Source organism: Parafrankia sp. BMG5.11 (assembly GCF_004337455.1).
Window position 1 is genome coordinate 86571 of the sequence record NZ_SJXI01000073.1, and the last position, 26444, is coordinate 113014.

Consider the following 26444-nt stretch of genomic DNA (forward strand, 5'->3'; position numbering starts at 1 on the left):
CACTTCCGGTGACAACCCACGGTCGACGGAATCGCGAGGCGCCCCAGTGCCCAACCTGCAGCCAGAGAACTCCAGGCCGTTGATCAGCCTGCCACCGTCACTGCGGCCGCCCCCGGAGCCTCCGCCGTCAGCGGAGTCCCTGCCGGAGGCGGCGCCTCATGCTGGTCTCCCCCGTCCCTTCCTGCTCGGCGTGGACGGCGGTGGTACCAAGACCACGGCCGCCGTCCTCGACCTGCGGCGGTCGACGCTGACCACGGCCACCGCGGGCCCGAGCAATCTCGACGTCGTCGGCCTCGACGGCGCCGCCGCCGCGATCATGGAGGCCGTCCGTGGCGCGCTCGGCCAGGCGGGTGCCGCGGCCGACGAGGTGGCCGCCGCGGTGCTCGCGGTGGCCAGCGCCGACACCGACGACAACCAGGAGGCCCTCCGGAGCCGGCTGACCGACCTTCGGCCGGTCGGGAGCACGCTGGTGCTCAACGACGTCGTCGCGGCCTGGGCCTCCGGCACGCTGGGCCGCCCCGGTGTCGCCGTCATCAGTGGTACGGGCAGCAACACCCTGGGGGTCGCCGCCGACGGGCGCACCTGGCGATGCGGCGGCTGGGGGCACCTGCTGGGCGACGAGGGCTCGGGGTACTGGATCGGCCTGCACGGGATGCGCGCGGCCGTCGAGTTCCGGGACGGGCGCGCCCCCTGGTCGGCGCTCGTGCCCCGCCTGCTCGCCTTCTACCATCTCGACCTGGTCGAGAGCGTCGACGATCTCGTCTACGGCAGCCTCGACAAGGCGGGGATCGCCGCGTTCGCCGTCGAGGTCGCCGCCGCCGCGGCCGCCGGTGACGCCGTCGCCCACCGGATCCTGACGGACGCCGGCCGGCTGCTGGCCGACCAGGTCCGCACAGTGATCGACCGGCTCGGGCTGACGGGCGAGTGCCCCGTCTCGCTCGTGGGCGGCACGTTCAACTCCGGGCCGCCGTTCCTGGACGCGTTCACCGCCCGCGTCACCACCGCCAGCCCGGGCGCGCGTCTCGTCCGGCCGCGGATGTCCCCGGCCGCCGGGGCCGTCCTGCTGGCGGCGCGGCTGGCGGGCACCGAGCAGCTGGTGGACTGGTCCGGTATCGGCGATGCCCCGGGCACCCCCACGGAGGAACTGGTCCGCCCGCGCTGACGGAACCGGAACCCCGGGCATGCCTTGAGCATGCCCAAGGCATGCCCGGGGTTCCCAGAGCTTGGGTCAGTGCGCACGGTCAGGACCGCGGTCAGGCGCACGGTCGGGGTCCGGTCAGGGGGAGGGCGTCATGGTCGGCCCCGGCGCCGGGGCCGACGGGGCACCGGACAACGACGGGACCCGCGCGAACGGAGGCGCGGAGGCCGGCGAGGTGCCCGCTGCCGACGGGGCGGTGGAGCCGAACGGGTCCACGGTGCTGGTCGGGTCCACCGTCGCGGTCGGACTGGCGGTGACGTCCGGCGAAGGCGAGGGTGACACCGTCGGCGAGGGCGGGGCCACCGGCGCCGGGGCGGTGGTCGCCCTCGCCCGCGGTGTCGGCGTGGCGCTCGCCTGCTCACTGCTCAGTTCGGTCTTCGCCTGCTCGACCGCCGCGGTGTAGGAACGTGACGCCGGCAGCGACTCGGGCCGTACCAGGATGTACAGCGCGAAGACGGCGACGAGCGCGAACATGAGCAGCAGCGTCGAGCGCTGCACCGGTATCCGGTCGAGAAACCTCATGAGGACGTCGGCGGGGCCGTGTCGAGGTCGGCCGGCACGTGGATCCCGGCGCGCAGCAGCGCAACCGTGATCTTGGCGCGCAGCGCCCGACCGACTTCGAACTGCTTACCCGGGAGGGTCCGGGCAACGACCCGGATCTTGAACTGGTCGAGGTCGATGCTCTCCACCCCCATCACGGTCGGCGCGTCCAGCAGCAGGTCGTGCAGCGCGTCGTCGGCGTACGCCTCGGTACCCACCCGAGTCAACACGTCACTTACCGTAGTAACATCAACACTTGTGGGTATCGGGACGTCCACCACAGCCCGCGCCCAGTCCCGGGACAGGTTCACCACCTGGACGATCTGCCCGTTCGGCGTGATCACCACCTCGCCGTTGGACGTCCGCACGCTGGTGATGCGCAGCGTGACCTCCTCCACCGTGCCAGTGATCGCACTCGGCGCCCCCTGGACTACCAGGCGGACGAGGTCCCCGAAGCCGTACTGCCGCTCGGTGACCAGGAAGAACCCGGCGAGCACATCCTGGACGACGCGCTGCGCACCGAAGCCGAGCGCCACACCGACCACGGTCGCCGGGGCGACGATGCCGGTGACCGGCACCCCGAGGCGCTGGAACACCAACACGACCGCCACGCAGTAGACCAGGGCCAGTGACACCCAGGTCAGCACCTGGACGACCGCGTGGCGATGCTTCGTCGCCTCGGAGCGCACCACCCCGTCGCTCTGGCTCGACTGCTGGTCGATGCGCCGCTCGACGCGGGCACCCACCCAGGTCGCGAACCGGGTCAGCAGGACGGCCGCAATCACGATCATGACGATCTCGAGCCCGCGGCCACGGGCCCACTCGGAGATGTCCGTCAGCGGAGCGGCCGCCGTGATCATGCCGCCGCCACAGTCATGACGCCGACGCGATCATGACGCCGACGCGATCATGACGTCGACGTGGCTCGGCCCGCGTCGGCTTCCCGCAGGCCACACACGCGGCCGGCGGCACCGCGCCAGCAGGTCGGGTATGCCCTCACCCATCCGAACCTACCCGCGGCCCTCCACCCCGACCGCCCCGCCCCACGCCCAGCCCACAAGCCGCAAAGAAATCACCACCTAAGCCCACACTCCAACCAAACAACCCTCAGGGGTTAACCGAACACCTGAAGCAACCAAACCCCGACCCAGAACCCGCCTCACCCCAGCCAGCACCCGTCACGGTTGGTCGGCAGGGCCGGCCCCGGACAGAGCCTGGGACAGGCCGACTCCAGATGTGCGGTCGGCCCCGGGCGGCTGCCGCTGACCAGCTCAATCCGGCATCCCGGTCAGATTCGGAACCCAAGGTCAGGTTCAGCACTCAGCCGACCGCCGCGCCCAGGTCACTCGGACGCGTCGTCACCTGGAGGTTGGTGGTTCGAACGCGGCGAGCATTCGTTCCATTGCCAGGTCGACGCCCTCCCGGTCGCCGGTGGCGAGCAGGTCCAGGAGCAGGCCGCGAGTAGTTGCGAGTGCGAGGCGGGCCTGCGTGCGTGCCGCGGCCGGCGGCAGGCCGTCACGCACCAGGAACTCGGTCATCGGGCCGAGCCAGTCCTCGACGACTCCGTCCAGCAGCGGTTGGGCGTAGGCGCGACCCTGCAGCGCCTGGCCGTAGATCTCGAAGAAGAGGCGCTCGAACGGAGCCAGTTCGGGCTGGCTCAGCCGTCGCCACATCTGGCGGCCGAGCTCGACCGCGGAGGCTGCCGGTTCGCGCTGCATCTCGGCGAACGCGGCTCGTTGCTGTTCCTCCATCGCGCGCACCACCTCGACGAGGAGGCCGTCCCGTGAACCGAAATGGTAAATGATCATGCGATGGCTGGTGCCGAGAGCGGTCGCCAGTTGGCGCAGACTCAGGTCGCCGATCCCGTGCTCCGCCAGGTGCGCGATGACGTCTTCCAGCAGGGCTTCCCGCGCACGCCGCCCCGCGCTGGTGCGCGGACTGTCCGGCAGCTGACCTTGCGACGCCATGTACCAGATGGTACATGTACCACTTGGTACAAGTCGCGGCGCCACCCGGCGCCGGTCGAGAAACCGATCACCCCACAGGAGGCACCCGATGTACTACGAGACCTCGGTGACCATCGACGCCACGTCCGACGAGGTCTGGGCGGTGATGCGGGACGTCGAACGCTGGCCCACCTGGACTCCGACGATGACCACCGTGGACATGGCGGCACGGCCCGCGGCGGTCGGGAGCTCGGGGGCTGACGGCGAACTGCGCGACGGCAGCGTCGTGCGGATTCGGCAGCCCCGGCTGCCCGCGGCCGAGTGGACCGTGACCGACCTGACCCCGGGCTCGGGCTTCTCCTGGATCTCCAGGGCCACCGGCATGACCACGGTCGCCGACCACCGCATCACGCCCGCCGCGGAGGACGGCAAGGTCACGGTGCGGCTGAGCCTGCGGCAGTCCGGGCCGCTGGCGCCGGTGGTGGCGCTTTTCATGGCGCGCCTGGTCCGCCGCTACGTCGACACCGAGGCCCAGTGCCTGCGACAGCACTGCGAGCAGCGGTCCCGCGCCGGCCGGAGCGGCAGCTGAAACGCCGAACCTCACCTGCACGGCCACCGGAATTCAGCCGTCATCCGCGCGAGGCCGCCGGCCCTGGGTGCCTCGCAGCGCGATTCGTGGACTGGCGGGGCGGACCGAGTTACGGACCCAGCCTGCCTCGATCTGATCAGATCAGATCAGATCGAGGCCCCGTAAGCGAAATTCAACCCAGAATTTCGGCATGAGCCCGCGAAACACGGGCACGAATCGATCACATTCCGGATCATCGCCGCCGGAAAACGATCCCGCCGATTCCGCGGACGGCTCTCCTCAGGACCACCCACCGCGAGGGTAGGCCCGGGAGCCCAGGCCGGGCCGCCGGTCCGAGGCCAGAACGCGACGAAGTAGTCAGCCGAGCATTTCTTCTCAGCTATCTCGGGCTCCACGGTCGAGATCTCGGGTCAACCCCCGCTTCCACCGCATCCCGATGACACGCGAAATCGATCCGAAGGCGAGCGGTCGTCAGCGGACCTCAACCCCGCAGGGCGCACGCAGAGTCGCCACGTCAACCCATTGACGCAGGCCAGGACCTTGATCGCGGCATCGGCCCGCCCATTGGACCGCACCGGGACGCGGCCGGGTACCCGTTCGGCCATGTTCGACACCGGGCCGTCGGCGTGAGCGCGGAGACGCCAGGGCGGCCGCCTTTCACCCCGACCGGCCGCCTTGGGCACCTACCCGAATTTGCCTACCCGAATGGGCCAATGAAGCCGAATACCGAGCCCGGCGGCCCACCGACCGACCGCCTCCACACACCTGGACCACACCAGGATCTGACCACGTCAGGCATCCAACCGACTACGCTCCGCCATCTGCCGCCAAGACGAACAAACAGAGTATTTCGGACATTTAGCTGCGGAGCTGAATCGAAAATGCCTGCGGCGCAGCCAACGTCGAAGATCGTCCATGCTGGCCGAGTCGAGGATCCCGATCATCGGCCAGCCGTAGCCGACCACAGATCCGGACTCGCGTAACAAGGTCATCCGCACAGTACGCGATTAACACGGAGGAGCACTCGAACTCTCCCTCGCCCCAGACCCTCCCGGGTTGTGGTGAACCTGGCGTTGGTAGTTTTCTGCGCAAGTCGAGACTGACCGGCAAACGCTGATCCACACCCTGCGCCGGACCGCCGTACTCCCGATAAGGGCGGTTCGACGGGCGCCGTCGGTGAGTGTCATGGCGACTCGTCACAGTCAAGGGAGAAGGATTAATGCGTATCACCAGAATGCGGGCCGTCACGGCCGGCGTTCTCGGCGCGGCCATGACGGCGGCGGCCGTACCGGCCTGGGCCGTTCCCATGCCGACTGCGACCGCGAGCCCGTCCGCCGACATCGCCGAGGGCATCCTCGGCTCGCCGGATCCCACCGCTCCCGCGGGAAGCGGGATAACCGTCAACCTCGATCCGAGCGCCTCGCCGAGTGCCGCACCCGGGGCCACCCCGGGCGTTGGTCCGAGCCCGTCCCCGGGCACCGGCCCGGGCGTCATCATCAGCAGCCCTTCGGCGACACCGACCGGTACCGGCGACGCGACGCTGGACCAGTTCCTGTCCCTGCTCCCGTTCCGGCTCCCCTTCGACCGGGAAATCAACGGCATCGATGACTTCGAGACCAATCCGCTGCGGCTCAGCTACACCTGCACCGGCGCAGGTCCCGCCTGGCGGGTGAGCAACCAGTCGGACGTCGCGTTCGGCTTCGGCTGGTTTGACACCAGCCAGGGCTCCGGCATCTCCACTCTCGGCCCGCGGCAGTCTCTGGAGCTGCCGTCCCACGCCATGGCCGTGATCGCTTCGCCGTGGAACGAGACGACCGGGAACCTCCTGGTGACCGTTCCGGCCGTCGGCGTCTCCACATGCGCCGGGACTCCCGCGCCCGCGGTGATTCCGGGCGGCGGAGTGGGCGCGACGCCGACAGTCGGTGCCGGTGTTGGCGCTGGTGCTGGCGGCGGGACCGGCGGCGGCGGCGTACCCGGTGGTGGGACCGACACGGGCGGCGGCACCGGCGGTGGGACCGGCACCGGCACCGGCGGCAGCGGCGTACCCGGTGGTGGGACCGACACGGGCGGCGGCACCGGCGGTGGGACCGGCACCGGCACCGGCGGCGGCGGTGCACCCGCCGGCGGCGGCGGGACCGGCGGCGGAGGCGGTGGGACCGGCACGGGCGGCGGCACCGGCGGTGGTACCGGCACCGGCACCGGCACCGGCGGCGGCGGCGCACCCGGTGGTGGGACCGGCACGGGCGGCGGCACCGGCGGTGGTACCGGCACCGGCACCGGCGGCGGCGGCGGCGGTGCACCCGCCGGCGGCGGCGGGACCGGCGGCGGAGGCGGTGGGACCGGCACGGGCGGCGGCACCGGCGGCGGTGGCACCGGCGGTGGCGGTAGCGGTAGCGGCGCACCCGCAGGCGGCGGAGGTAGCGGTGGTGGCACACCCGCCGGCGGCGGAAGCGGAGGCGGAGGCGGCACACCCGCCGGCGGCGGCGGCGGCGGCAGTGGCGGCGGCGGCACACCCGCCGGCGGCGGAAGCGGCGGTGGAGGCGGTGGCGGTGGCGGTGGCGGCACACCCTCCGGTGGCGGTGGCGGTGGCGGGCTGCCTATTGCCGCGCCTGCCGCACCGACCGCGGTATCCGCCGTGCCGTACTACGCCGGTTGATCACCGGCGTAAGCCGGGACGCAGTCAGCGGCCGACTGTCGGGATAGCGGCACCGACGCCGCCACCCGGCATGCCTCCCACAGATCATCGAGGGAATGTCGCGGGGGATCCGAAGCAGAGCCCGCAAAGAGCACGGAGCGGCCGAGGTGGGAGGCTTCCAAGATCGGGAAGCCTTCCACCTCGGCTGGCCCGCGGCCGCTGGCGCTCCCTCGTCGCGAGGTCCGGTCGGGCCTATGTCCGTCGGTAGAGTTGCTGGTAGCGGGCGGCAGCGTTCGGGTTCCGGTAGACGCAGCCGGGCCCGAGAGGTCGGTACAGGTTGGAACCGACGTTCCCTGGACCACAGTCGCCGAAGTAGAACTCGTACACCAGCCCCTTCCCCGCATGTTCCAGGAACCAGTCGTACATCCACTGGACGAAGTTGGCGCTGTCGCCTCCTCCGTTCGATCCAGCGCCACTCACGACCCCCACTCGCCGATACCGAACGCCTTGTTGTACGCCGTGGCGAAGTTGTACCAACAGGTCAGTCCGCCAACCGCTGTGGCCTGGGCGTCGAATTCCGCCTTCGTGCGTGACACCGACCAGGCATCGTAGGAGTCCAGACCGACGGTGTCGACCCAGGCGTCGCCCGGATACATGTCGATCGCGTTGTGGCTCGGCGGGTTCTGCGAGTAGTTGGCGTTGAGGCTCCACGACTTTTCGGGATCGGGTTCGGCCGTGGGCCTGATGGCGTCCACCACGTGGCGCCAGCAGTTGATGAAGTCTGTCGGGTTTGTGGCGGACCACGGGAACCAGTTGCCGTTCGCCTCCCGGGAAAGCCGGATGATCGAGTTCTGGCGGCCGAACGCGTTCAGCGTGTTACGAAGTTCCGCCAGTACGAAACATATGCGCCGGTGACGCAGGTCGCATTACTCGCACCGATGTTCTCCGGGAACGGTGAAGCCCCGATTATCAGCCGGCCCGGCCAGGTGGCGAACCTCTGCAGGAGATCGGAACTGACGGCCGCACCGCGAGCGCGGCTCGGCGCGGGTGGCCCGGTCCAGCGGCCCGCGCGAGTGACCAGTCCGGCGGCCCCGCGGTCGTGGGTCGGGTCGGCATCCGCGCCGGTTTCGCACCAGCCGCCGCAGAGCCGCCCCAAGATCATGATTGCCGGTCCGGGGTTGTGACCGACCCGGGGCGGCGCCACGCGCACGAAGCGGGCATTGCGCACACGAAGCGGGCATTGCGCAAATGAAGGGACTACGCCTCGGGGAACGGCCGTTCGGCCCGCTCGGGCTCGCTCGAGGCATCGACGTGGCCGGCGGCGGGGAACAGCCGACCCGGGCGCCCGCGGGCAGGATGGTCCCTGACCTGTCAGCCATCCCGGCTGGTTCGGCAGCCGTCGACGCCGAGGACAACCGCGACCTCACCAGCAATTACCGAGCCACTGACCAAGCCATCACCAGGGACTTTCGAGACATTACTCGGCGAATTCCTGGAACCTCTCCGCCACTACAGCCAGGTTTTCTCCTGGAAAAGATCCGGCAGGAGATCAGATCGCGAGACGGAGTGCGCAATATTTTGTGGCACGCACGTGGTCTGATGATGTGTCGCAGACGGTCGGCCGATGCCGCAGAATGAAATTCTCGGACGCCGATGCCGGTCTCGACACACCCGATTACCGCACCAGGGGTTCACGCTCGGGCAACGTCGTGGACCACCGAACTCCCGGTGCCAGACAAATGGAGTGAAACCTGTGATGGTAAGTGACCGTCAACCAGTCGCGCGCCTCGCGGTGGTGGCCGCCGCTTCCTCGGGGCCGGTCAACCTGAGCAACCCGACGTCAGCGGACGCCTCGGCCACCGCGGCGCGACCACCGTGGCAGGCCCGCCCGGCCGCGACCGCCGTCACCGGGCCACCGGGCGCCCCGGGCCTCCTGGTGTGTGGGAACGCCAGTGGCCTGCTGGCCGGCCTCTGGCAGAGCGGCCGGGACCGGGTCGACGGCTTCCTGTGGCAGGCCGACACGGTTCGCAGCCTCCCCGGGAGCAGCCGTCCGATCGCCATGAGCTCTCTGGGCGTCGTGGTCGGCGAGATGATTGGCAGGCAGGGCCCGCAGGCATTCCGCTGGAGCTACGGCATCCACTCCGCGCTTCCCTACCTGGGCGGCACGGACATCCCGGGAGGGCATTTCAGTATCGCCGTGAGCGTCAACGGCCTGGGCCTGGTCGCGGGCAGCAGCAGCACCGACAGCGGCGATCGGCATGCCTGTCTGTGGCGGGAACACATCAGCGAGGACCTCGGCACCCTTGGCGGCCCGGAGAGCTCCGCCGCCGCCGTCAACGACCTCGGCCTGGTGGTCGGTACGAGTCAGACGCGCAGCGGGGCCGACCACGCGTTCGTGTGGTCCGACCGCCGTATGCATGACCTCGGCACCCTCGGTGGCACCTGGAGCAGTGCGTCCGGCGTGAACAACGCCGGGCTGGTCATCGGGAGCAGCGGCACGGCGGACGACCGGACCCACGCGTTCTGCTGGCAGAACGGAACAATGACAGATCTCGGGACACTCGTTGGAGATGAGCACAGCGAAGCCGTCGCGGTGAACAATGCCGGCCAGGTGCTCGTGCGCAGCTACGGCGGGGGAGTTCGGGCATTCCTCTGGTCCGGCGGCGACCTCACCGAGATCCACGGTTTCGGCGAGGGTTGGGTCGACCCGGCCGGGCTCAACGACTCCGGCGTGGTCTGCGGAACGGTCGAGCTCCCGGCCGGGGACGGGCATGCGTTCCGCTGGCGGCACGGAGTGGTCACCGATCTCGGCACCCTCGGCGGGAGGCAGAGCTCGGCCAGTCACGTGACGGCCGGTGGAGTCGTTCTCGGTGAGGCGGTGAGCGTCTCGAGCCCCGTCCCCCACGCCGCCTTCTGGACACCGTAGTGGTGCCTGAGAGCGGCGGTGCGCCGCATGCCACGGCGAGCGGCCAGCGTGGCGACGCCGGCACCGACTACAGACCAGCAGAACGGCCCCGGCGCTCCGACGCCGTCCGCAACCAGGAGCGCCTGCTGACCGCGGCGCGGGCGGTCTTCGCCGAACTCGGCACGAACGCACCGTTGAACACGATCGCGCGACGCGCCGGGGTCGGCCCGGCGACGCTCTACCGGAACTTCGCCAACCGCGAGGACCTGATCGAAGCCGTGTACCGCGAGGATGTCGCCGGGCTCCGCCGCCAGGCGGACGAGCTGGGCGACCGGCTCCCGCCCGGCGCAGCGCTCGCCGCCTGGCTCAGGCAGCTCGCGAGGCACCTCCTGGCCCGGCAGGGGGTCTTCGTCCTCGAGATCGAGGGCCCGCCAATCGCTCCGCTACCGCGGGCGGCGCCGCCCGCCTCCCCCGCCACCCCGCTCGGTGACGCCGGAGCCGGAGTGCTCGCCCGTGCTCAGCGCGCCGGCAGCGCGCGCGCCGATATCACCGTGGACGACCTGGTGGCGGTCACGGCCGCGCTCGTGTCGGCGCTGGGCCCTGGCGGCGGCGAGCGAAATTCCGGCACGCCCGAGGCCCAGCCGGCCGCCGGCGAAAAGGGAGAAATCAGCGTCCAGCATTCACAAGATCATGATACAGGCGCATATCTTGACCGGCTGCTGTCACTCGTCGCGAACGGCTGGCAGATTAGCGACCGCGGCGGTCATCCCTAGCCGTGCTTCGAAGGCGGTGCGTGGCGCGGAGAGCATCCCCGCGGTAGGCGGGCCTCCACGGCGCGGGCACGCATCGACCGTCTCGTAACTGGAGTCTTCCCTCAAATGATGATCAAGTGCAGGCCACTGTGATCCGCTCCGGGGCCGGAGAAGTCCGGCCCGCTCCAGGTCGACTGCGCGAGCGGCGCGATATCGCCAGGTACGGCGACGATGACGGTCCCGTACTTGCCGAGGATGTCCATAATAGTTGACCTGATCCGAATAAATTCGACACCCGTGTGCCCGACGTGCACCGGGCAGAGGTCGCCGCTGTCCAGACGCGCTATTCCGTCGGGTATCTGCTCGCCGGCGGCGACCTGGGACCGGTTCTCCATCCGCCATTGCCGTTCGCTGAGCCAGCCCACGACGACCAGGTCGGGGAGACCGTCGCGCTCCAGCCGCAGCCGCGCTCGCGCCACCATCGCATGGTGGACAGCCGCCGCGGCCGCGCCCGGTGCCGCCACGGGTGAGGCTCTGTCACCGGTGCTGACGAGCCTCTCCCCGTCCGGCGTCAGACGGACGAGGCGGCCCTGGTTGGCGAGCACCGGCTCGGCGTATGCGACCCCGGCGTTCGCCCAACGGGTCACGATCGACCGTGCCGCGTTCTTCGAGATGAGCCGAGCGGGGTTGAGCACGTCAGGCAGGTCGGTCTCGAAGACCGCATGCATATCGAAGATCCACTCGAGCGCGTGCAGATCGCGCGTGTTAAGTCGAACCGTCCCCTGGTCGGCTCTCCTCCTAGGTATCCGAGTAGCCACCGTTCCTGCTGCCTCCACGCACTCGCAGTACACCGGACGGAAGTAGATTCCCAGAGGACTTTTGACCCTGAGAGCCATCACGATCCCGATGAGACAAGAGTACATGGCAAGGAGACAGCGGTGAGGAGACGAGCGACTGGCGGTCGTGCGACTTCGCCGGCTGGCCAGCAGATAACCGGCGACCGACCGGCTCCTGCCAATCAGGCCGGCATTCAAAGCGCTAAGATGCAACGTCGCGATGACGGCCGAAACACGCCCACGCGGAACTGATTATTTAAATCAGGCACAGATTTTCAGGAACCGGATGGGAACTCGTCCACATTGTCCGGAATTTTTGAGGTACCAGCATACGCCTGGGCCACTTTCCGCGCGGCGAGCTGCCGAACTTCAGGGAGGATCGCGCCTGACATAGTTAGCCCATTGCCCATGTTTACCCGTAAGCAAACGCACCTCATTGGCGTTAACCCGGCACCCCTCGAGGCCGTTCGCGGCTGGTCGACGTCGCGCTTGCCCACAGCGTCGGGCCGGTACCGCGCGGTCCAGGCCGCCATCTCATCGCGGTCCCAGATCCTCATCGGACGCGACGCTGCAAACGGGGCGGGGAACGATGGCCGGCGCGAGAGCTGATCAGCGCGTGCCCGAGAGACGCCGAGTCACTCGGCAATGTCCCGCAGGTTCACAATCCCGGCCACACTCAACACCGTAGAACCAGCATCGCTGCTACCGGTAACACCGCTAGCCTCTCGGAGCGTCACACGCAATCCGGGAGGTCCGTGCCAATGTGGCTTTGCGCGCATAGAACGCACGACCGCACCGCCGGCACGGCTGCGACAGGCGGACAAGGCGGCCGGGCGCTGCGCCGCCCGATCCCGTTTCGCCACGGACCGCTCCGCGGCCACGACGCCGTCCTCGGCGGCCACCGCTCCCGCTCAGCTCAGGTACCGGCCGGGGACGCCGCCAATCGCACCACAGTGATCGATAGAAAGATATCCGGCCGGACGTGCTTCGATCTGTTCCACACCTGCCTCGGCCGGCCCGACGCCGGAAGAGCGGCCCGGCGCGCTTCCACGCGACGAAGATGGCGATCAGCAGGGGTCCGGCCGGTCTGGCTGATCCCGGCCGATCCACGCGAGCAGGGCGCCCAGCGACGGCAGGCAGACAACAGCGAGGACTGTGGCCAACAGCCATCCGGCGAAAACATCAGTGGGCCAGTGCACCCCGAGGTAGATCCGGCTGAGCCCCACAGTGAACGCCCAGATGCCCGGGACCGCGACAGCCGCGACCCTGGTGGAGCGCCTGCGGGCCCGGCGGTACAGCACCGCGGCGAGACCCGCGGCCACCAGCGCCGAGGTGGTCGTGTGGCCGGACGGAAACGCGAAGCCGGACGGATAGGTTATCCAGTGTGCCACCGGCGGTCGCGCCCGACCGACGATGACCGCCAGCGAGGTCCTCAACAGCTGTCCCAGCAGCAGCGCCACGACCCCTGCGACGGCGCCCAGCCACCACCGCCGCCACCGCGACACCGCCAGGGCGCCAGCGACCGCGGCAAGACAGTAGGCGCAGGCACCGACGCCGGTGTCGGTGACGGCGACCGCGACATCGGACAGCCCGGGGTCACGGTGAGCCAACACCCATCGGTGCCACCCGGCATCGAACCCGAACGGCGTTCCACTCCGGAGGACGACGGCGCCCAGCAGCACCGTGAGCAGGACCCCCGCCGCTCCGGCGACGGTGTACCGGATGGTCTCGGTGCGGGCCCGCTCCGAACCGGGCAGGCCCACCACCCGGTCAGAGGTCGAACGCACCGGTTGCCCGCCGGGTCGACGCATGTCCGCCAACAGGAGTCTCCGTCGGCACATCGGTGATCATCACATGGGTCGCCGGCAGGGCCCGTCGGGACACGATGGCCCCCGCCTTGATGTCAGGCGCCGCGACACAGCCGATGATGATCGTTTTCAACGGTCCTGTTCCCCGGTCGAGCCTTATCCGTCGGTCGTTCGCGACTGGTTTTTCGCGGCCGTTGCCTGCGCGCTTCCTCCTTCCGCGGCCGAGCTTTCGCGTTCGGTTCCGCGGTCGTTTCGGGCCCCGCGACACGCCTCGACCGAAGAGCGCGTCCCGCCCGCCGGGTGTGCCCCGTCCGAAGACCGCGCCTCGCCCGAAGACTAGGACGGCCAACATGTGAGGACGATGTGGGACGGCCCTCCCCTATCACCATCAGCTCCCCGCTGTATGACTGCTCCGCCAGGTCGTGAAACTGGCCGGAACCCCGCTGTGCTGACCGGAAGCAATAGCCAGTAGGTGTCTTTCCCGGCTGGCCGCCGTAGACAGGCAGGAAGCGGCATCCGGATGGCATCCGCGTACCGCGGTACCTGGGCTGTCGGCCCTGGTACCGCGGTACCAGGGCCGGGCCCGAAGATCGGACCGCGGTATGACGAATCGTCTCGGGCCCACGCCTAGCGTCTCCCAGCAGGACGCCGGGAACCCGGCGGACAGGTCTGAGAGGGAAGCGATGATCGAGGCGCGACAGCTGACCAAGCGATACGGGCCGAAGACAGCCGTCGACGGTCTGGACTTCACCGTCCGGCCGGGCTCGGTGACGGGATTTCTGGGGCCGAACGGCGCCGGTAAGTCCACCACGATGCGAATGATCATTGGATTGGACGCGCCGACCGCCGGCTCGGTGACGGTGAACGGCCGGGAGTACGCGAAGCACGCGGCTCCGCTGCGGGAGGTCGGCGCGCTCCTGGAGGCGCGGTCCATCCACCCCGGACGAACGGCCTTCGACCACCTGATGGCCCTCGCGTACACCCACGGCATCCCCCGCGCCCGGGTGGACGAGATGATCGAGCTGACGGGCCTGGGTTCGGTGGCCCGCAGGCGCGCCGGTGCCTTCTCGCTCGGCATGGGCCAGCGGCTGGGCATCGCCGCGGCGCTGCTCGGGGACCCGCAGACCGTCATGCTGGACGAGCCGGTCAACGGGCTCGACCCGGAGGGTGTGCTGTGGATCCGGAATCTGCTCACCGACCTCGCGGCCGCCGGGCGGACCATCTTCGTCTCGTCGCACCTGATGAGCGAGGTGGCGCTGGTCGCCGACCATCTCATCATCGTCGGGCGCGGGCGGGTCCTGGCTGACACCACCGTGCAGGAGCTGGTCCGGCAGGCCGGCGGCGACACCGTGGCGGTCGCCAGCGCCGACCCGGCGCGGCTGCGCGGCCTTCTGGCCGGTCCCGGGGTCGAGATCACGGCGACCACGGGGTCGGAGCAGTTGAGCGTGACCGGCATGTCGGCCCGCGAGATCGGGACCAGAGCCGCTGAACACGGCATCGCGCTGTTCGAGCTCACCGCCCGGACGGTCTCCCTGGAGGACGCCTTCATGGCCCTGACCAAGGACGCCGTCGAATACCATTCCGAGACGACCGTGGCGAGGGCGGCATGACCACCATCACTGAGACCCGGCCCGTACCCGCAACGCCGTCCCGGACGGCCGGCTCCGGTCAGAAGGTGACCGGCCGGCGGGTGCTGCGTTCCGAGTGGGCCAAACTGTGGTCGCTGCAGTCGACCTGGATCACGCTGACCCTCGGGCTGCTCTTCCTGTTCGCGGTCGGCATCATCGCCGCGGTGCAGTACAGGTCGATGACCGGGCCGGGCAAGCACCTGGACCCCGGCCTCGCGGATGCCACCACCCAGAGCCTCGCCCTGTTCGGCGTGCCGTTCGCGCTGGTCGCGCTGGGCGTCCTGGGGGTGTTGACGACCTCGGGCGAGTACACGTCCGGCATGATCCGGTCCACGCTGGCGGCCGTCCCGCGCCGCCTGCCGGTGTTGTGGGCCAAGGCCGCCGTCCACGGTCTGATCGCCTTCGTCCTCAGCGTGATCGGTGTGTTCGTCGCGTTCCTCGTCGCCAGCGGGATCCTTTCCCGCACCCCCATCGCCATGAGCGTCACCGACGGTGGTGTCGTGCGCAGCCTGCTCGGCGCGGGCCTCTACCTCGGCCTGGTCGCCGTGATCGGGGTGGCGCTGGGCGCACTGCTGCGCTCGACCGCGGGCGGGATCTCGGCCCTGGTCGGCACGTTCCTGCTGGTGCCCAGCCTGATGTCGCTGCTGCCGAGGTCCTGGCGGACCGACGTCACCCCGTACCTGCCCAGCAGTGCCGGCGAGTCGGTCTTCGCCCTGCACCACACCGCCGGCACGTTGTCGGCCGGTGCGGGGCTGCTCGTCCTGCTCGGCTGGACGGCTCTCGTCCTCGGCGGGGCCGCGCACCGGCTCGTCCGGTCGGACGTCTGATCCTCCGGTGCTCGCGGTGAGCGACGACGACGCGGCCGGCGGGCTCGTGGGACATCCCGCGACCGCCCGGTTGTTCCACGCCGGACAGCGGGTCCGGCAGTGGGACACCGCACGCCCCTGGGCGCTGGACACCGCCGTCGTGGTCACGATCTTCCTCGTGTTCTGCCTGCCCGCCCTCCCGCACGACGGGGACCCTCCGGACACGCCGATCCCCTTCGTCTGGCCGCCGCTGGCCGAGATGCTGCTGTTCCAGGCCGCGCTGCTCGTCCCGCTGTGGTGGCGGCGCCGCGCCCCGCTGGCAGCGTTCCACGCGGTCATGGCGGCGTTCGTCGTCGAGCTGGCCGTCGGTGTCCTGCTGCGCGCCGACGTCGCGCTGCTGGTCGCCGTTTACAGCCTGGTGCTCCACGCGCCGCTGCGGCGCCTGCCGTGGGCGGTACCCGCGTCGATCGCCACGTTCGTGCTGCTCGTGATCCGCCTGGCCACGGTGCTGCCGGTGGGGGATCTGATTTTCCTGCTCCTCAGCATCGGCGTCGCGGCCGCCGCGCTGGGGTTCGCGGTGCGCATCCGCCGCGCGCAGCTGGCCGCGCTGCGCGACCGGGCCCGTCAGCTCGAGATCGAGCGGGACCAGCGCAGCAGACTCGTGGCGGCCAGCGAGCGCGCCCGGATGGCCCGCGAGATGCACGACATCGTCGGCCACAGCCTCGCAGTGATCATCGCGCTGGCTGACGGCGGCGCGTACGCCGTGGACGTCGCGCCCGAACGCGGCAAAGAAGCGCTCAACCTGATCGGCGACACCAGCCGCCGGTCGCTCGGCGAGCTGCGCCGCGTCCTCGGCGTACTGCGGGAGCGTGCCGAGGCGCCCGATCTCAGCCCGCAGCCGCGCATCGCCGATCTCGACTCGCTGTGCCGGCGCGTCCGCGCGGCCGGGCCGCAGGTTGAGTACCAGAGCGCCGGTGAGCTCGATGCCCTGGATCTCGGGGTGCAGCTGGCGGCGTACCGCATCGTCCAGGAGGCGCTCACCAACATCCTCAAGCACGCCGGCCCGCGCACCCGGGTGCGCATGGCGCTGCGCATCGACGGCACCCGGCTTCGGATCATGATCCGGGACACCGGCCCACCCGACGCCGCCGACCGGCCCGCTCCCCCCGGCGAGCCGGGTCACGGCCTGATCGGAATGCGGGAACGCGCTGGGCTCTACGGCGGCACCGTCGCGGCGGGCCCCGCCCCGGGCGGAGGATGGAGCGTGGCAGCCGACCTCGACCTCACCCCGCACGAAACCCCACCGCACGAGCCCGAAGGCGACCCCACATGATCAGCGTGCTCATCGTGGACGACCAGCCCCTGCAACGCCTCGGCTTCCGCATGCTGCTCGAGAGCAACCCCGACACGGAGGTGGCCGGCGAGGCCAGGAACGGTTCGGACGCGGTACGGCAGACGGCGGACCTGCATCCCGACGTCGTCCTGATGGACGTCCGCATGCCAGGCATGGACGGCATCGAGGCGACCAGGCGGATCGTGGCCGGCGGCGGCCGCTCGCGCATCCTCATGCTCACGACCTTCGATCTCGACGAGTACGTGCACGCCGCGCTTCGCGCCGGCGCCAGCGGCTTCCTGCTGAAGGACGCCTATCCCGAGGAGCTCCTCGCCGGCATCCGGGCGGTCGCCGTCGGCGACGCGGTCATCGCGCCCGCCCTCACCAGGCGCCTGCTCGACGCCTTCGCACAGCATCTCGGCGATGCCCTTCCCGACGGGGAGCGGGCCGCCGACCCGCGCCTGGACACGCTGACCGAACGGGAACGCGAGATCCTCGTCGCCATCGGCCACGGCTGGACCAACGGCGAGATCGCCGAGCGGCTGGTCCTGTCCGAATCGACCGTCAAGACCCACGTGGGCCGCGTACTCGCGAAGATCGGCGCCCGGGACCGGGTGCAGGCCGTCATCTGTGCCTATGACCTTGGCCTGACCCGCCCGCAGGCCCGCGCCGAAACCGCCCGGGACCGCAGAACCGACAATCGGCAATAAACGGGCGAGACAGGCCACACGCCGCACAATTAAATTAACATCAGGTGGACGGGTATCGCCCACTCGGACCGCAAATGGACTCGGACTGTCAACAGCCGGGGATGAAAGACGGCGATCTGGCGATCGTACGATAGGAACCGGCTCGGCGCTCTCCGACCTGGTTTCGGCGGGGGCGAGAATCAGGATCGTCGAACTGCACGACCGCACGTGTCCGGAGGCCGTCCATGCTCCCATCAATCCTTGACATAACCCCGGGAGAAATCGCGTCCATCGACGCCGACGAATACATCGGCGCCCTGATGCGATGGCATTTCTCGGAGGAGACCGGTAGCCCGTACTGGTTGCGCCGGTCCCGGAGCCTGGATTTCGACCCGATCGCCGACGTCCGGACTTTCACCGATCTCGTGCTCTTCCCGAACGTCGTCAACGAGTTCCGCGATGTCCCGGTCGAGGACCTGGTCCCAAGGGGGCTGACCGGCGCGGACCGGGTGATCGCGGGAATCTTCGAGAGCGGCGGGACGACCGGCGCCCCGAAAAGATTCGTGATGTTCGAACGCTGGGCCGAGTTCGCACTTAGCTGGGACGAGTTCCATTACAGCGACCTGGGGACGACGAACATCCTGGCGGTCGCGCCCAGCGGGCCGCACATGTTCGGCGACTTCGCCAGCAGGAGGGCACGCCGCCACAACGGCGTGAGGTTCACCGTCGACCTCGACCCCCGGTGGATCAAGAACCTCATAGCCCGCGGCGCTCTGGAGGAGGCCGACCGCTACGCCGAGCATCTGGTCGACCAGGCGGCGCACATCCTTACCAGCCAGTCCGTCGGAATCCTGGTCACGACTCCACCGCTGCTCGAGCGGATAGCGCGGCGCGCGGAGCTCGTCGAGGTCATCAACAAGAACATCCGGTTCATCTGCTGGAGCGGCGCGCACATGGACGCCGACTCGCGCGACATCTTCCGGCGGGAGGTATTCCCCGGAATCCCCCTCAAGGGCCTTTACGGGAGCACGACGGTGCTCGGTATGTCCCGCGAGCGCCCGCAGGAGGATTCCGACGAGCTCGCGGTGTTCGATCCGCCCAGCCCGTACATCACCTTCCAGGTGGTGGATCCCGGGACCGGCGCGGAGGTCGGGTTCGGCGAGCGCGGCCAGGTCGTGATGAACCACCTCACCAAGTACGCGCTGGTGCCGAACAACCTCGAGCGGGACACGGCGGTCCGGGTCGAGCCGCTGACCGGAGCGCTCGGCTGCGCCGTCGCCGACGTCGCCCCGGTCACCACCTTCGACAGCCAGGCCGTCATCGAAGGGGTCTACTGATGGACGAGCAGATCCACATCGACGCGCTCGGTCCGACCGGGCCGTACCGCTCCCGCGAGCGCAAGCCGCTCACCGCGCTCTCCGGGGAGCACATCGGCGAGATCAGCCAGGTGCCGACGCTCTACGTGCGCCGGGCGCTGGCCGCGATGCGCGCGGCGCCGACCGTGCCGGCCGCCGAGCGGTTCGCCGCGCTCGACAAGGCCGCCGACCTGTTCACCGGCGCCGCCGTCGGCGGCCTGCACCCCGACGACTACGCCCACCTCGTCTCGCAGGCGTCGGGTGTGCCGCTCGGCGTGGTCCGCCAGTCGGTCGAGTGGGTCGCGGAGGTGCTGCGTTCCCAGCGGCGCACGGTCGAGCTGGCGATGCCCCGAGGCGCGGTCGCCGACTGGCGCGACCCGGCCACGACCACCGGTTCCGCGGTCTGGACCCGGCGCGGGGACCTCTTCGCCGTCCACGCCGCCGGCAACACCCCGGCCGTGCACGGGCTGTGGCCCGAGGCGTTGGCGCTGGGATACAAGGTCGCGCTCCGGCCGTCGTCCCGCGAGCCGTTCACCGCCTTCCGGCTGGTGAGCGCCCTGCGCGACGCCGGTTTCCCGCCTGCGGCGCTGACCCTGCTGCCCACCGACTACGCGGCCGCGGACGTCATCGTCGCCGAGGCCGACCACGCGATCGTGTACGGCGGCCAGGACGTCGTCGACAAGTACCGGGCCAACCCGCGCGTGCTGACACAGGGGCCAGGGCGGTCGAAGATTCTCGTCACCGCCGAGGTCGACTGGCGGGAGAAGATCGACGTCATCGCCGGCTCGGTCAGCCACCTGGGGGGAACCGCCTGCACCTGCGCCACCGCCGTGCTCGTCGAAGGTGACCCCGAACCGCTGGCGCGGGCGCTCGCCGAGCGGCTGGGCCGGATTCCGAGCCTGCCGCCCGACCACCCCGACGCGATCCTGACGGTGCAGCCGACCGCCACGGCGACGCAGCTCGACCGCTACCTGCACACCGTCGCCGGTGACGCGCACGCGCTGCTCGGCGGGGACACCATCGTCGACGACCTTCCCTCGGGCGGCTCGGTGCTGCGGCCGGCGGTGCACCTGGTCGCGTCGAGCACGGCCCCCCAGCTGAACGTCGAACTGCCGTTCCCGTGCGTCTGGGTCGGCCCCTGGCAGGAGCGGGACGGCGTCGCCCCGCTGCGCGACTCCCTCGTCCTCACCGCGATGACGACCCGGACGGACCTCGTCGACACCCTGCTGGACGAACCGTCGATCACCAACCTCTACCTCGGGGACAACCCCACGACCTGGCTGCGCCCCGGCATCCCGCATGACGGCTACCTCGGCGAGGTCCTGATGCGTAGCAAGGCGATGATCCGCTCCGGTCCGTGAAGCCCCCCGCTGGCAACCACAGCCGACAGGGAGGGTCGAGGGCCTCCAGGGAACTCAGGCGACGGGGCCGGCGCCCGCCCGTCCAGGATCTCGACGGCACGCGCCGCGCGGCCGCGGAGCGGCCCCCGGGTGGCGGAGCGGCCCCCGGGTGGCGGAGCGGCCCCCGGGTGGCGGGGCGGAAGCTCGCCCCGCGCGATAGGGCCGCCGCGATGTGAGTTCGATGTGAGCCCGCGTTGCCGGGCGAGGCCGTCCGTACCCAGTGGAATACGACGTCGCCATTGACGGCTGGAGTAGCGAAAGGGCCAGTCACAGCGAAGGGACGGGGCCGTGGCGGTTGACGTCGGCGGAATCGGAGTATGGCGGGCTTCGTTCTACTGGCCTGGCGACGCCGGGCAGCACGCGGAGATCGCCGCGGAGCTGGAGGATCTCGGGTACGACGCGATCTGGATCGGTGCCTCCGCCGGTGACCTCGCGCTGCCGGAGACACTGCTGGACGCGACGTCACGGATCGCGGTGGCCACGGGGATCGTCAACGTCTGGACCGAGCCGTTGGACCAGGTGGTCGCCAGCTACGCCCGCGTATCCGGGGCCCACCCCGACCGACTGCTTCTCGGCATCGGTGCCGGGCACGCCGCGAACGTCGAGCCGACCGGGCAACGCTACGAGCGGCCGTACCGGAAGGTGGTCGACTACCTGGACGGCCTCGACGCGGCGAAGACGCCGGTCCCCCGGGAGAACCGTGCGCTCGCGGCGCTCGGCCCGCGGGTTCTCGCGCTCGCCGCCGAGCGCACGGCGGGCGCGCATCCCTACCTCGTCCCACCGGAACACACGCGGCGGGCCCGAGAGATCCTCGGGAGCGGTCCGCTGCTCGCCGTCGAGCAGAAGGTCGTCCTGGAGACCGATCCGGAGCGGGCTCGCACGATCGCCCGCGCCACGGTGAACCGCTACATGACCCTGCCGAACTACACCAACAATCTCCTCCGGCTCGGCTTCACTCCCGACGACTTCGGAGGCGGCGGCAGCGACCGCCTCGTCGACGCGCTCGTCGCCTGGGGTGACCTCGACGCGGTCCTCAGCCGCGTGCGGGAGCACCAGGACGCGGGCGCGGACCACGTGTGCATCCACGTCCTCACCGAGGACCCGACGACTGTTCCCCGGCCGCAATGGCGCGCCCTCGCCACCGCACTCGACCTGGTTTCCTAGCGGCGCTGCCCAGCGCGGCGCTGAAGGTCCGCCCAGGTACGCGATTCATCCCGGCCAGTGTCACGATTCCCGGCCGGTCGCCGCAAAGGATTTTCCGGGGCGGTCACCCAGACCACAACGCGGGAGGCCGTCTACCAGGCCTTTTCCGTCATCAACGCCGCCAGCGGCGAGCAGGGCCGGCACGAGTCGCCTTTCCGGTGTTCCGCGGAGTGAGCGACTGCCTTGTCGGTGGTCACTGGCTGGCGAATAATCGATCAGTAACCTGAGCGATCCGCCGGTCAGGTTCCGGGCAGTTCGGGGGGTGGAGAAGGCGGCCGTGCGCGATCGGGCGGGCGGGCGGCTCCTCCCGGGGACGGCGGCCGTGGGAGAGGCACCCGGCGGCGCCGCGATCGACGGCGCCGCCGCGCCCGCGGCGGACCACCGGCGCAAGCCCGCGGCGTCCATGACCGGAAACGGGGACGACCTCCGCCGGAGATACGGGGTGCCGGCACTCGCCGTGGTGGGCGCGGTCATCGGGGCGGTGGTGCTCTGGCTTTCCGACGGCGGTCGGGACGAGGACACGACAAGCACCCTCTTCTCCGGCCTCGTCGGCGGGCTCTACCTGCTGACCGGTTCCGTCACGCACCTGCGCCGACCGGGTCGGCTGGGGTTGCGCATGGTGATGGTCGGCATCTCCTGGTTCGCCGAGGACCTGCAGGTCTCGAGCTACCCGGTGCCGCACACCGTCGGAATGTTCTTCCGGTGCGTCGCCTCGGGATGTCTCGTGCACCTCCTGCTGGCCTTCCCCGAGGGGCGGCTGCGGACGCGCACCGAGCGGGCGGTGACCGGCGGGGTGTATGTGTTCGTGCTCGTCCTCGTGCCGCTGGGCGTCCCCTTCTACCGGTCGTTGACACCGAACCTGCTGCTCGTCGCCAACCTGGCCCGGATGCAGGACCTGCTGGTCGACAGCACGCAGGTGGTGTTCGCCGTCATCGTCGGCGCGCTGCTCGTCCGGCGTTGGTTCGTCGCCACCCCGCCGGCCCGCCGGGTGCTCGCGCCGGTGTACGGCGTCGGGCTCGTCGGGAGCGTCGCGTCGCTGCTCCACCCGGCGTTGACCGGTTCGACCGCGCTGCTGATCAACGAGGTCGCCCACCTCGCCACCCTCGGGCTCCCGGTGGCGTTCCTGGCCGGTGCGCTGCGCGTCCGGCTCGGCCGCACGGCCGTCGGGGACCTCCTCCTGCAGCTGCCGCAGATGCCGCCGACCGAGCTGCGCCACCTGCTGGCCCGCGCGCTCGGCGACCCCACGCTGCGCATCGCGTACCCCCGCCCGGACCATGCCGGTTCGGACGCCGGTTCCACCGACGGATACCTGGACGCCGACGGGCAGCCCGTGACGCCCCGCCCGGATGACGCGGTGACCCCGGTCCGGCGCGGCGTGCGCGTGGTCGCCGTGCTCCTGCACGACCCGGCGCTGCGCGCCGACCGGCACGTCCTGCACGCCGTGACGGCGGCCGCGGCGCTGGAGCTGGACAATCAGCGGCTCGCCGCTGAGGTGCGGGCCCAGCTCACCGAGGTCCGGGCATCCCGGGTCCGCATCGTCGCAGCGGCCGACGAGCAGCGCCGCCGGATCGAACGCGATCTGCACGACGGCGCCCAGCAGCAGCTCGTCACGGCCGCGCTGATCCTGCGGCTGGCGCGGGACCGGCTCGGCCCGGCTCCCCCCGACCCCGAGCTCGGCGTGCTCCTGCGGCGGGCCGCCGACGGGCTGGAGGCGGCGGTCACGGAGCTGCGCGAGCTCGCCCGCGGCATCCATCCCGCGGTGCTCACCGAGGCCGGGCTGCTGCCCGCGCTGCGGACGCTCGCCGCCCGCTCGGCATACCCCGTGCAGGTCGTCGACGGGCCCGCGTTGCCGCCGCTGCCGGACCAGGTGGCCGCGACGGCCTACTTCGTCGCCGCCGAGGCGGTGACGAACGCGGCGAAGCACGCCCGCGCCAGCCAGATCCACGTCCACGCCCGGGCGTCCGGGAACCGGCTGCTCGTCACCGTCGCCGATGACGGCGTCGGCGGCGCCGACATGAACGCCGGAACGGGCCTGCTCGGGCTGCGCGACCGGACCGCCGCGCTCGACGGCAGCCTGGTCGTGCGCAGCCTCCCCGGCGCCGGGACGTCCGTCCACGCAGAGTTGCCTCTGGAGGGCTCTTGACCACCGCCACCACTCCATCCGCCCCGGCCGCGGGGGTACCGCGCATCGTCCTCGCCGACGACGCCTCGCTGTTCCGGGCGGCGCTCGCCGAGCTGCTGGAACGCGACGGGTGCGCAATAGTCGCGCAGTCCGGGAACGCGGACGAGCTGCTCGACGCCGTCGAACGGCACCGCCCGGACCTCGCGGTCGTCGACATCCGGATGCCGCCCGGCTACCACCTGGAAGGGCTGCGCGCGGCCGTGCGGCTGCGGCGGAGCCATCCCGGGACGGGCGTGCTGCTCCTGTCACAGCATCTGGAGGTCGCGCACCTCGACGAGCTGGTCGGGCATACCGCGCGCGGTGTCGGCTACCTGCTGAAGGACCGGGTCACCGGGCCCGGCTTCCTGGATGCCGTGCGCCAGGTGGCGGCGGACGGCTGCGCGTTCGACCCCGAGGTCGTCCCGCTGCTCGTCGGCGGCAGGAGCGGCCGGCGCGACGAGCTGGCCGCGCTCAGCCCGCGGGAGCGGGAGGTCCTCGCGCTGATGGCGCAGGGCCGGTCCAACAACGCGATCGCCGACGAGCTGCACCTCACGACCCGCACCGTCGAGACGCACGTCCGCGGTGTCTTCCAGCGGCTCGCGCTGCCCGACGAGGCCGAACACAACCGCCGTGTCCTCGCGGTGCTCGCCTACCTGCGCTCCGCTCGACGGGCCACGATCAGCGCCAGCGCGGCCGCCGACAGCGTCGACTTGGGGAGGAACCCGGCGGCGGACGACCGCTCGACCGCGTCGCCGTAGTGCTCGGCGTCGCGCACCGAGCAGAACACCACGGTCGCGTCGGGGGCCGTGCGGCGTAGCGCCCGGCAGACGCTGAACCCGTCCATGTCGGGCAGGGCGATGTCGAGCAGTACCACGTCGGGGCCCGCCTCGGGCACACCGGCCAGCGCCTCGGCCCCGGTCCCGGCGTCGCCCACCACCTGGTAACCGCCGCTCTCCAGGAGCGCGCGGGCGACGGCGCGGAACGGCTCGCTGTCGTCGACGATGAAGACGCGGCCCACCGCCACCCGGTCCATCTCCGGACGGTAGCACCCGGCGGCCGTTTCGGATCTCGGTGCCAGCACTGGGAAAACCGCTCTCGAAAGCCAGTGCCGGCACGGATGTGCCCAGATCCGGTTCGCCCGACACTCCTTCCCATGAAGGCCGTCCTGACCGGGCTCGCGCGCGTGTTCGCCGTGATCGTCGTATTCGTGGTCGTCCGTGGCCAGATCGACTCCGACTCCGACTCGGGCAGCGTCGACTACCCGTTCACGTGCGCATGACAGCGCGCCGCGCGTCGCTGTGGCGGCATCCGGTGCTGACACCCGGCTACGCGGCGGCGATCGCGTTCGGTGCCGTCGCCCTGTCGAGCGTCGTCGTGGCGTCGGCGTCGGCGCCGCAGTCGCCGGTCACCGGCAAGCCGGAGCGGGTCACCGTCACCTTGGTCGAGGCGTCGGGCGCCCGGCTCCCGGACGACCTGACCGTCCAGATCCGGCACGGCTCGACCGTGCTGGCCGCAGACGGGATCGTCACGCAGGGCCGATCGTCCGCGGACGTCCCTCCCGGCGACCACGAGGTGTGCGTGGTCTCGTCGACGACGCCGATGCGGGTGGCCGGGTCGGACCCGGCGTCGGTGTGCATCCGGGAGCGGGTGTCCGCCGACACCCCGACCAAGGTGACAGTCGAGCAGGTCCGCGTGGTCGCGGACAGGACGGACGGGGACGACCCGCTCCCGAACGACAGCAAAGTCACGATCAGCTACGCGCAGCGCGAGCTGCCGGGCGGCGCCCTCGACCCGAACGGGCAGTTCACGCCGTCCGAGCTGCCGCTGAACGCGGTGGTCTGCCTGGACCCGCCGACCGGTTGGCGATTCGCCGACACGAAAACCCGCGACCAGCAGTGCCAGTCGGTCACCAACCCGGCAGCCGACGTGCTGTTCCGCCTGGAGAAACCATGACGGGCAGGGCCGTGACGGGACGAGCGGAGCGGATTCCGCTTCCGCTGCTCGCGGCCTCGGCGCTCGTCGCGGCCGGATTCGGCTGGGCCCTGCTGTTCCGGGACCGCCCGTTCGAGACGACGCTCGCCGTGGTTCTCGGGTCCGCCGCCGTCGGCGCGCTGCTCGCCGCTCTGCTGGGGCAACCGCTCACAGACCGCGCCCGGCCCCCGGACCGCCCGTCGTCCGGGCCGGGCGCCGGCGGCGCGAAGCCGCAGACCGCGCCGCCGCAGACCGGGCAGCCGGAGACCACGCAGCTCGTGCTGCCGGTCGGGCAGCCGGCTGGCGGCGCCCCGTCCACGGGGCAGTGGTGGAACAGGGACGCCCCGCCACCGGCGGCGCCGACCACCGCGACCGCGCCGACCCGCCCGGCTCCCCGCGATCTCGGGGAGCTGCGCGACTCGGCCCGCGTCGTGCAGTGCCCGCGCTGCGGCGCGTTCCGCCTCGACGTCCGGCACGCCGGCGCGGGATATGCGTTCCGCTGCCGCGCCGATGGCCACGAGTGGACCTGGCTACCCGGAACCACGTGGCCGGTCGTCGTCGTCGCGAGTCGCCGCCGGAATACCCGTTGACCCGGGACCGCGCCGGGCTCAGGACCGTGTCGAATCCAGAACCGCGAGTTCAGAACCACGAGTTAAGAACCGCGAGTTCAGGACCGTGTTGACCAGGAC

The 26444-nt window shown here is 71.0% G+C and carries 25 protein-coding genes; 18 read left to right on the forward strand and 7 right to left on the reverse strand.

Annotation, left to right across the window (positions count from 1 at the left end; genetic code table 11):
* Positions 1-46 precede the first annotated feature (46 nt).
* Complete coding sequence (locus tag E0504_RS38045) at positions 47-1162, forward strand: N-acetylglucosamine kinase (protein ID WP_112106508.1); 1116 nt, start codon at positions 47-49, stop codon at positions 1160-1162.
* Between the two features lie 130 nt (positions 1163-1292).
* Positions 1293-1601 (forward strand): hypothetical protein, encoded by a 309-nt coding sequence (locus E0504_RS38050; RefSeq protein ID WP_112106509.1) that lies wholly within the window; start codon positions 1293-1295, stop codon positions 1599-1601.
* A gap of 115 nt (positions 1602-1716) precedes the next feature.
* Here the strand turns inward: E0504_RS38050 and E0504_RS38055 are convergent, their stop codons facing one another.
* On the reverse strand, positions 1717-2598 hold the full coding sequence (locus tag E0504_RS38055; RefSeq protein WP_112106510.1) for a mechanosensitive ion channel family protein: 882 nt from the start codon (positions 2596-2598) through the stop codon (positions 1717-1719).
* Between the two features lie 498 nt (positions 2599-3096).
* Entirely contained in the window at positions 3097-3705 is a 609-nt protein-coding gene (locus E0504_RS38060) for a TetR/AcrR family transcriptional regulator (RefSeq protein ID WP_071059786.1), read from the reverse strand.
* A gap of 88 nt (positions 3706-3793) precedes the next feature.
* Between E0504_RS38060 and E0504_RS38065 the strand changes: the two genes are divergently transcribed.
* Both E0504_RS38065 and E0504_RS38070 read left to right on the forward strand, forming a co-directional pair.
* The gene (locus E0504_RS38065) at positions 3794-4273 is read left to right on the forward strand and encodes an SRPBCC family protein (protein ID WP_112104998.1); all 480 of its coding nucleotides are present in this window, start codon (positions 3794-3796) and stop codon (positions 4271-4273) included.
* A gap of 1219 nt (positions 4274-5492) precedes the next feature.
* Positions 5493-6929: a hypothetical protein gene (locus E0504_RS38070; RefSeq protein WP_131626812.1), complete on the forward strand. Its 1437-nt coding sequence runs from the start codon at positions 5493-5495 to the stop codon at positions 6927-6929.
* Between the two features lie 231 nt (positions 6930-7160).
* Here the strand turns inward: E0504_RS38070 and E0504_RS52645 are convergent, their stop codons facing one another.
* The gene (locus E0504_RS52645) at positions 7161-7388 is read right to left on the reverse strand and encodes a hypothetical protein (RefSeq protein WP_235013674.1); all 228 of its coding nucleotides are present in this window, start codon (positions 7386-7388) and stop codon (positions 7161-7163) included.
* Positions 7385-7828 (reverse strand): glycosyl hydrolase, encoded by a 444-nt coding sequence (locus tag E0504_RS52650; protein WP_306769297.1) that lies wholly within the window; start codon positions 7826-7828, stop codon positions 7385-7387. The genes E0504_RS52645 and E0504_RS52650 overlap by 4 nt, the downstream gene beginning before the upstream one ends.
* 836 nt (positions 7829-8664) lie before the next feature.
* On the opposite strand from E0504_RS52650, the gene E0504_RS38080 reads away from it, so the two are divergent.
* Both E0504_RS38080 and E0504_RS38085 read left to right on the forward strand, forming a co-directional pair.
* The gene (locus E0504_RS38080) at positions 8665-9834 is read left to right on the forward strand and encodes an HAF repeat-containing protein (RefSeq protein WP_112105008.1); all 1170 of its coding nucleotides are present in this window, start codon (positions 8665-8667) and stop codon (positions 9832-9834) included.
* Positions 9834-10586, forward strand: coding sequence for a TetR/AcrR family transcriptional regulator (locus E0504_RS38085; protein ID WP_071059792.1), 753 nt, complete (start codon positions 9834-9836; stop codon positions 10584-10586). The genes E0504_RS38080 and E0504_RS38085 overlap by 1 nt, the downstream gene beginning before the upstream one ends.
* Positions 10587-10687: 101 nt before the next feature.
* On the opposite strand, the gene E0504_RS38090 is transcribed toward E0504_RS38085, so the two are convergent.
* Complete coding sequence (locus E0504_RS38090; RefSeq protein WP_235013675.1) at positions 10688-11293, reverse strand: hypothetical protein; 606 nt, start codon at positions 11291-11293, stop codon at positions 10688-10690.
* Between the two features lie 1175 nt (positions 11294-12468).
* Positions 12469-13188, reverse strand: coding sequence for a phosphatase PAP2 family protein (locus E0504_RS38095; protein ID WP_235013676.1), 720 nt, complete (start codon positions 13186-13188; stop codon positions 12469-12471).
* A 704-nt stretch (positions 13189-13892) separates the two neighbouring features.
* Between E0504_RS38095 and E0504_RS38100 the strand changes: the two genes are divergently transcribed.
* From E0504_RS38100 to E0504_RS38140, 9 genes are all read left to right on the forward strand, one after another.
* Entirely contained in the window at positions 13893-14819 is a 927-nt protein-coding gene (locus E0504_RS38100; protein ID WP_112105000.1) for an ABC transporter ATP-binding protein, read from the forward strand.
* Positions 14816-15664, forward strand: a complete 849-nt coding sequence (locus tag E0504_RS38105; RefSeq protein WP_112105001.1) for an ABC transporter permease — start codon at positions 14816-14818, stop codon at positions 15662-15664. The genes E0504_RS38100 and E0504_RS38105 overlap by 4 nt, the downstream gene beginning before the upstream one ends.
* A gap of 16 nt (positions 15665-15680) precedes the next feature.
* The gene (locus E0504_RS38110; protein ID WP_112105010.1) at positions 15681-16976 is read left to right on the forward strand and encodes a sensor histidine kinase; all 1296 of its coding nucleotides are present in this window, start codon (positions 15681-15683) and stop codon (positions 16974-16976) included.
* Positions 16973-17686, forward strand: coding sequence for a response regulator transcription factor (locus tag E0504_RS38115; protein ID WP_112105002.1), 714 nt, complete (start codon positions 16973-16975; stop codon positions 17684-17686). The genes E0504_RS38110 and E0504_RS38115 overlap by 4 nt, the downstream gene beginning before the upstream one ends.
* 224 nt (positions 17687-17910) lie before the next feature.
* Entirely contained in the window at positions 17911-19002 is a 1092-nt protein-coding gene (locus tag E0504_RS38120) for an AMP-binding protein (RefSeq protein ID WP_112105003.1), read from the forward strand.
* Entirely contained in the window at positions 19002-20381 is a 1380-nt protein-coding gene (locus E0504_RS38125) for an aldehyde dehydrogenase family protein (RefSeq protein ID WP_112105004.1), read from the forward strand. Before E0504_RS38120 ends, E0504_RS38125 begins: the two co-directional genes overlap by 1 nt.
* A gap of 327 nt (positions 20382-20708) precedes the next feature.
* On the forward strand, positions 20709-21584 hold the full coding sequence (locus E0504_RS38130; RefSeq protein WP_071059799.1) for an LLM class F420-dependent oxidoreductase: 876 nt from the start codon (positions 20709-20711) through the stop codon (positions 21582-21584).
* Positions 21585-21900: 316 nt separating this feature from the next.
* Positions 21901-23766 carry a sensor histidine kinase gene (locus E0504_RS38135; RefSeq protein WP_112105011.1) on the forward strand — a complete coding sequence of 622 codons (1866 nt, stop codon included), beginning with the start codon at positions 21901-21903 and terminating at the stop codon, positions 23764-23766.
* Positions 23763-24542, forward strand: coding sequence for a response regulator transcription factor (locus tag E0504_RS38140; protein ID WP_071059800.1), 780 nt, complete (start codon positions 23763-23765; stop codon positions 24540-24542). Before E0504_RS38135 ends, E0504_RS38140 begins: the two co-directional genes overlap by 4 nt.
* Here E0504_RS38140 and E0504_RS38145 read toward each other — a convergent pair.
* Entirely contained in the window at positions 24434-24865 is a 432-nt protein-coding gene (locus E0504_RS38145; RefSeq protein WP_241831096.1) for a response regulator transcription factor, read from the reverse strand. The genes E0504_RS38140 and E0504_RS38145 overlap by 109 nt on opposite strands.
* Before the next feature lie 72 nt (positions 24866-24937).
* Here E0504_RS38145 and E0504_RS53685 point away from each other — a divergent pair, with 72 nt between their 5' ends.
* Genes E0504_RS53685 through E0504_RS38155 form a run of 3 tightly spaced genes read left to right on the forward strand, consistent with a single transcriptional unit; the run spans position 24938 to position 26345 of the window.
* Positions 24938-25063, forward strand: coding sequence for a hypothetical protein (locus E0504_RS53685; RefSeq protein WP_255565652.1), 126 nt, complete (start codon positions 24938-24940; stop codon positions 25061-25063).
* Complete coding sequence (locus tag E0504_RS38150) at positions 25060-25737, forward strand: hypothetical protein (protein ID WP_112105005.1); 678 nt, start codon at positions 25060-25062, stop codon at positions 25735-25737. Before E0504_RS53685 ends, E0504_RS38150 begins: the two co-directional genes overlap by 4 nt.
* The gene (locus tag E0504_RS38155) at positions 25734-26345 is read left to right on the forward strand and encodes a hypothetical protein (RefSeq protein ID WP_112105006.1); all 612 of its coding nucleotides are present in this window, start codon (positions 25734-25736) and stop codon (positions 26343-26345) included. Before E0504_RS38150 ends, E0504_RS38155 begins: the two co-directional genes overlap by 4 nt.
* Positions 26346-26444: the final 99 nt, after the last annotated feature.

Bases quoted from the DNA above. Each gene is read 5' to 3' on its own strand.
- E0504_RS38055 (WP_112106510.1), bottom strand. From the start codon at position 2,598: ATGATCACGGCGGCCGCTCCGCTGACGGACATCTCCGAGTGGGCCCGT.
- E0504_RS38105 (WP_112105001.1), top strand. From the start codon at position 14,816: ATGACCACCATCACTGAGACCCGGCCCGTACCCGCAACGCCGTCCCGG.
- E0504_RS38050 (WP_112106509.1), top strand. From the start codon at position 1,293: ATGGTCGGCCCCGGCGCCGGGGCCGACGGGGCACCGGACAACGACGGG.
- E0504_RS38090 (WP_235013675.1), bottom strand. From the start codon at position 11,293: ATGCATGCGGTCTTCGAGACCGACCTGCCTGACGTGCTCAACCCCGCT.
- E0504_RS38115 (WP_112105002.1), top strand. From the start codon at position 16,973: ATGATCAGCGTGCTCATCGTGGACGACCAGCCCCTGCAACGCCTCGGC.
- E0504_RS38155 (WP_112105006.1), top strand. From the start codon at position 25,734: ATGACGGGCAGGGCCGTGACGGGACGAGCGGAGCGGATTCCGCTTCCG.
- E0504_RS38060 (WP_071059786.1), bottom strand. From the start codon at position 3,705: ATGGCGTCGCAAGGTCAGCTGCCGGACAGTCCGCGCACCAGCGCGGGG.
- E0504_RS38150 (WP_112105005.1), top strand. From the start codon at position 25,060: ATGACAGCGCGCCGCGCGTCGCTGTGGCGGCATCCGGTGCTGACACCC.
- E0504_RS38120 (WP_112105003.1), top strand. From the start codon at position 17,911: ATGCTCCCATCAATCCTTGACATAACCCCGGGAGAAATCGCGTCCATC.
- E0504_RS38070 (WP_131626812.1), top strand. From the start codon at position 5,493: ATGCGTATCACCAGAATGCGGGCCGTCACGGCCGGCGTTCTCGGCGCG.
- E0504_RS38080 (WP_112105008.1), top strand. From the start codon at position 8,665: ATGGTAAGTGACCGTCAACCAGTCGCGCGCCTCGCGGTGGTGGCCGCC.
- E0504_RS38100 (WP_112105000.1), top strand. From the start codon at position 13,893: ATGATCGAGGCGCGACAGCTGACCAAGCGATACGGGCCGAAGACAGCC.
- E0504_RS53685 (WP_255565652.1), top strand. From the start codon at position 24,938: ATGAAGGCCGTCCTGACCGGGCTCGCGCGCGTGTTCGCCGTGATCGTC.
- E0504_RS38125 (WP_112105004.1), top strand. From the start codon at position 19,002: ATGGACGAGCAGATCCACATCGACGCGCTCGGTCCGACCGGGCCGTAC.
- E0504_RS38065 (WP_112104998.1), top strand. From the start codon at position 3,794: ATGTACTACGAGACCTCGGTGACCATCGACGCCACGTCCGACGAGGTC.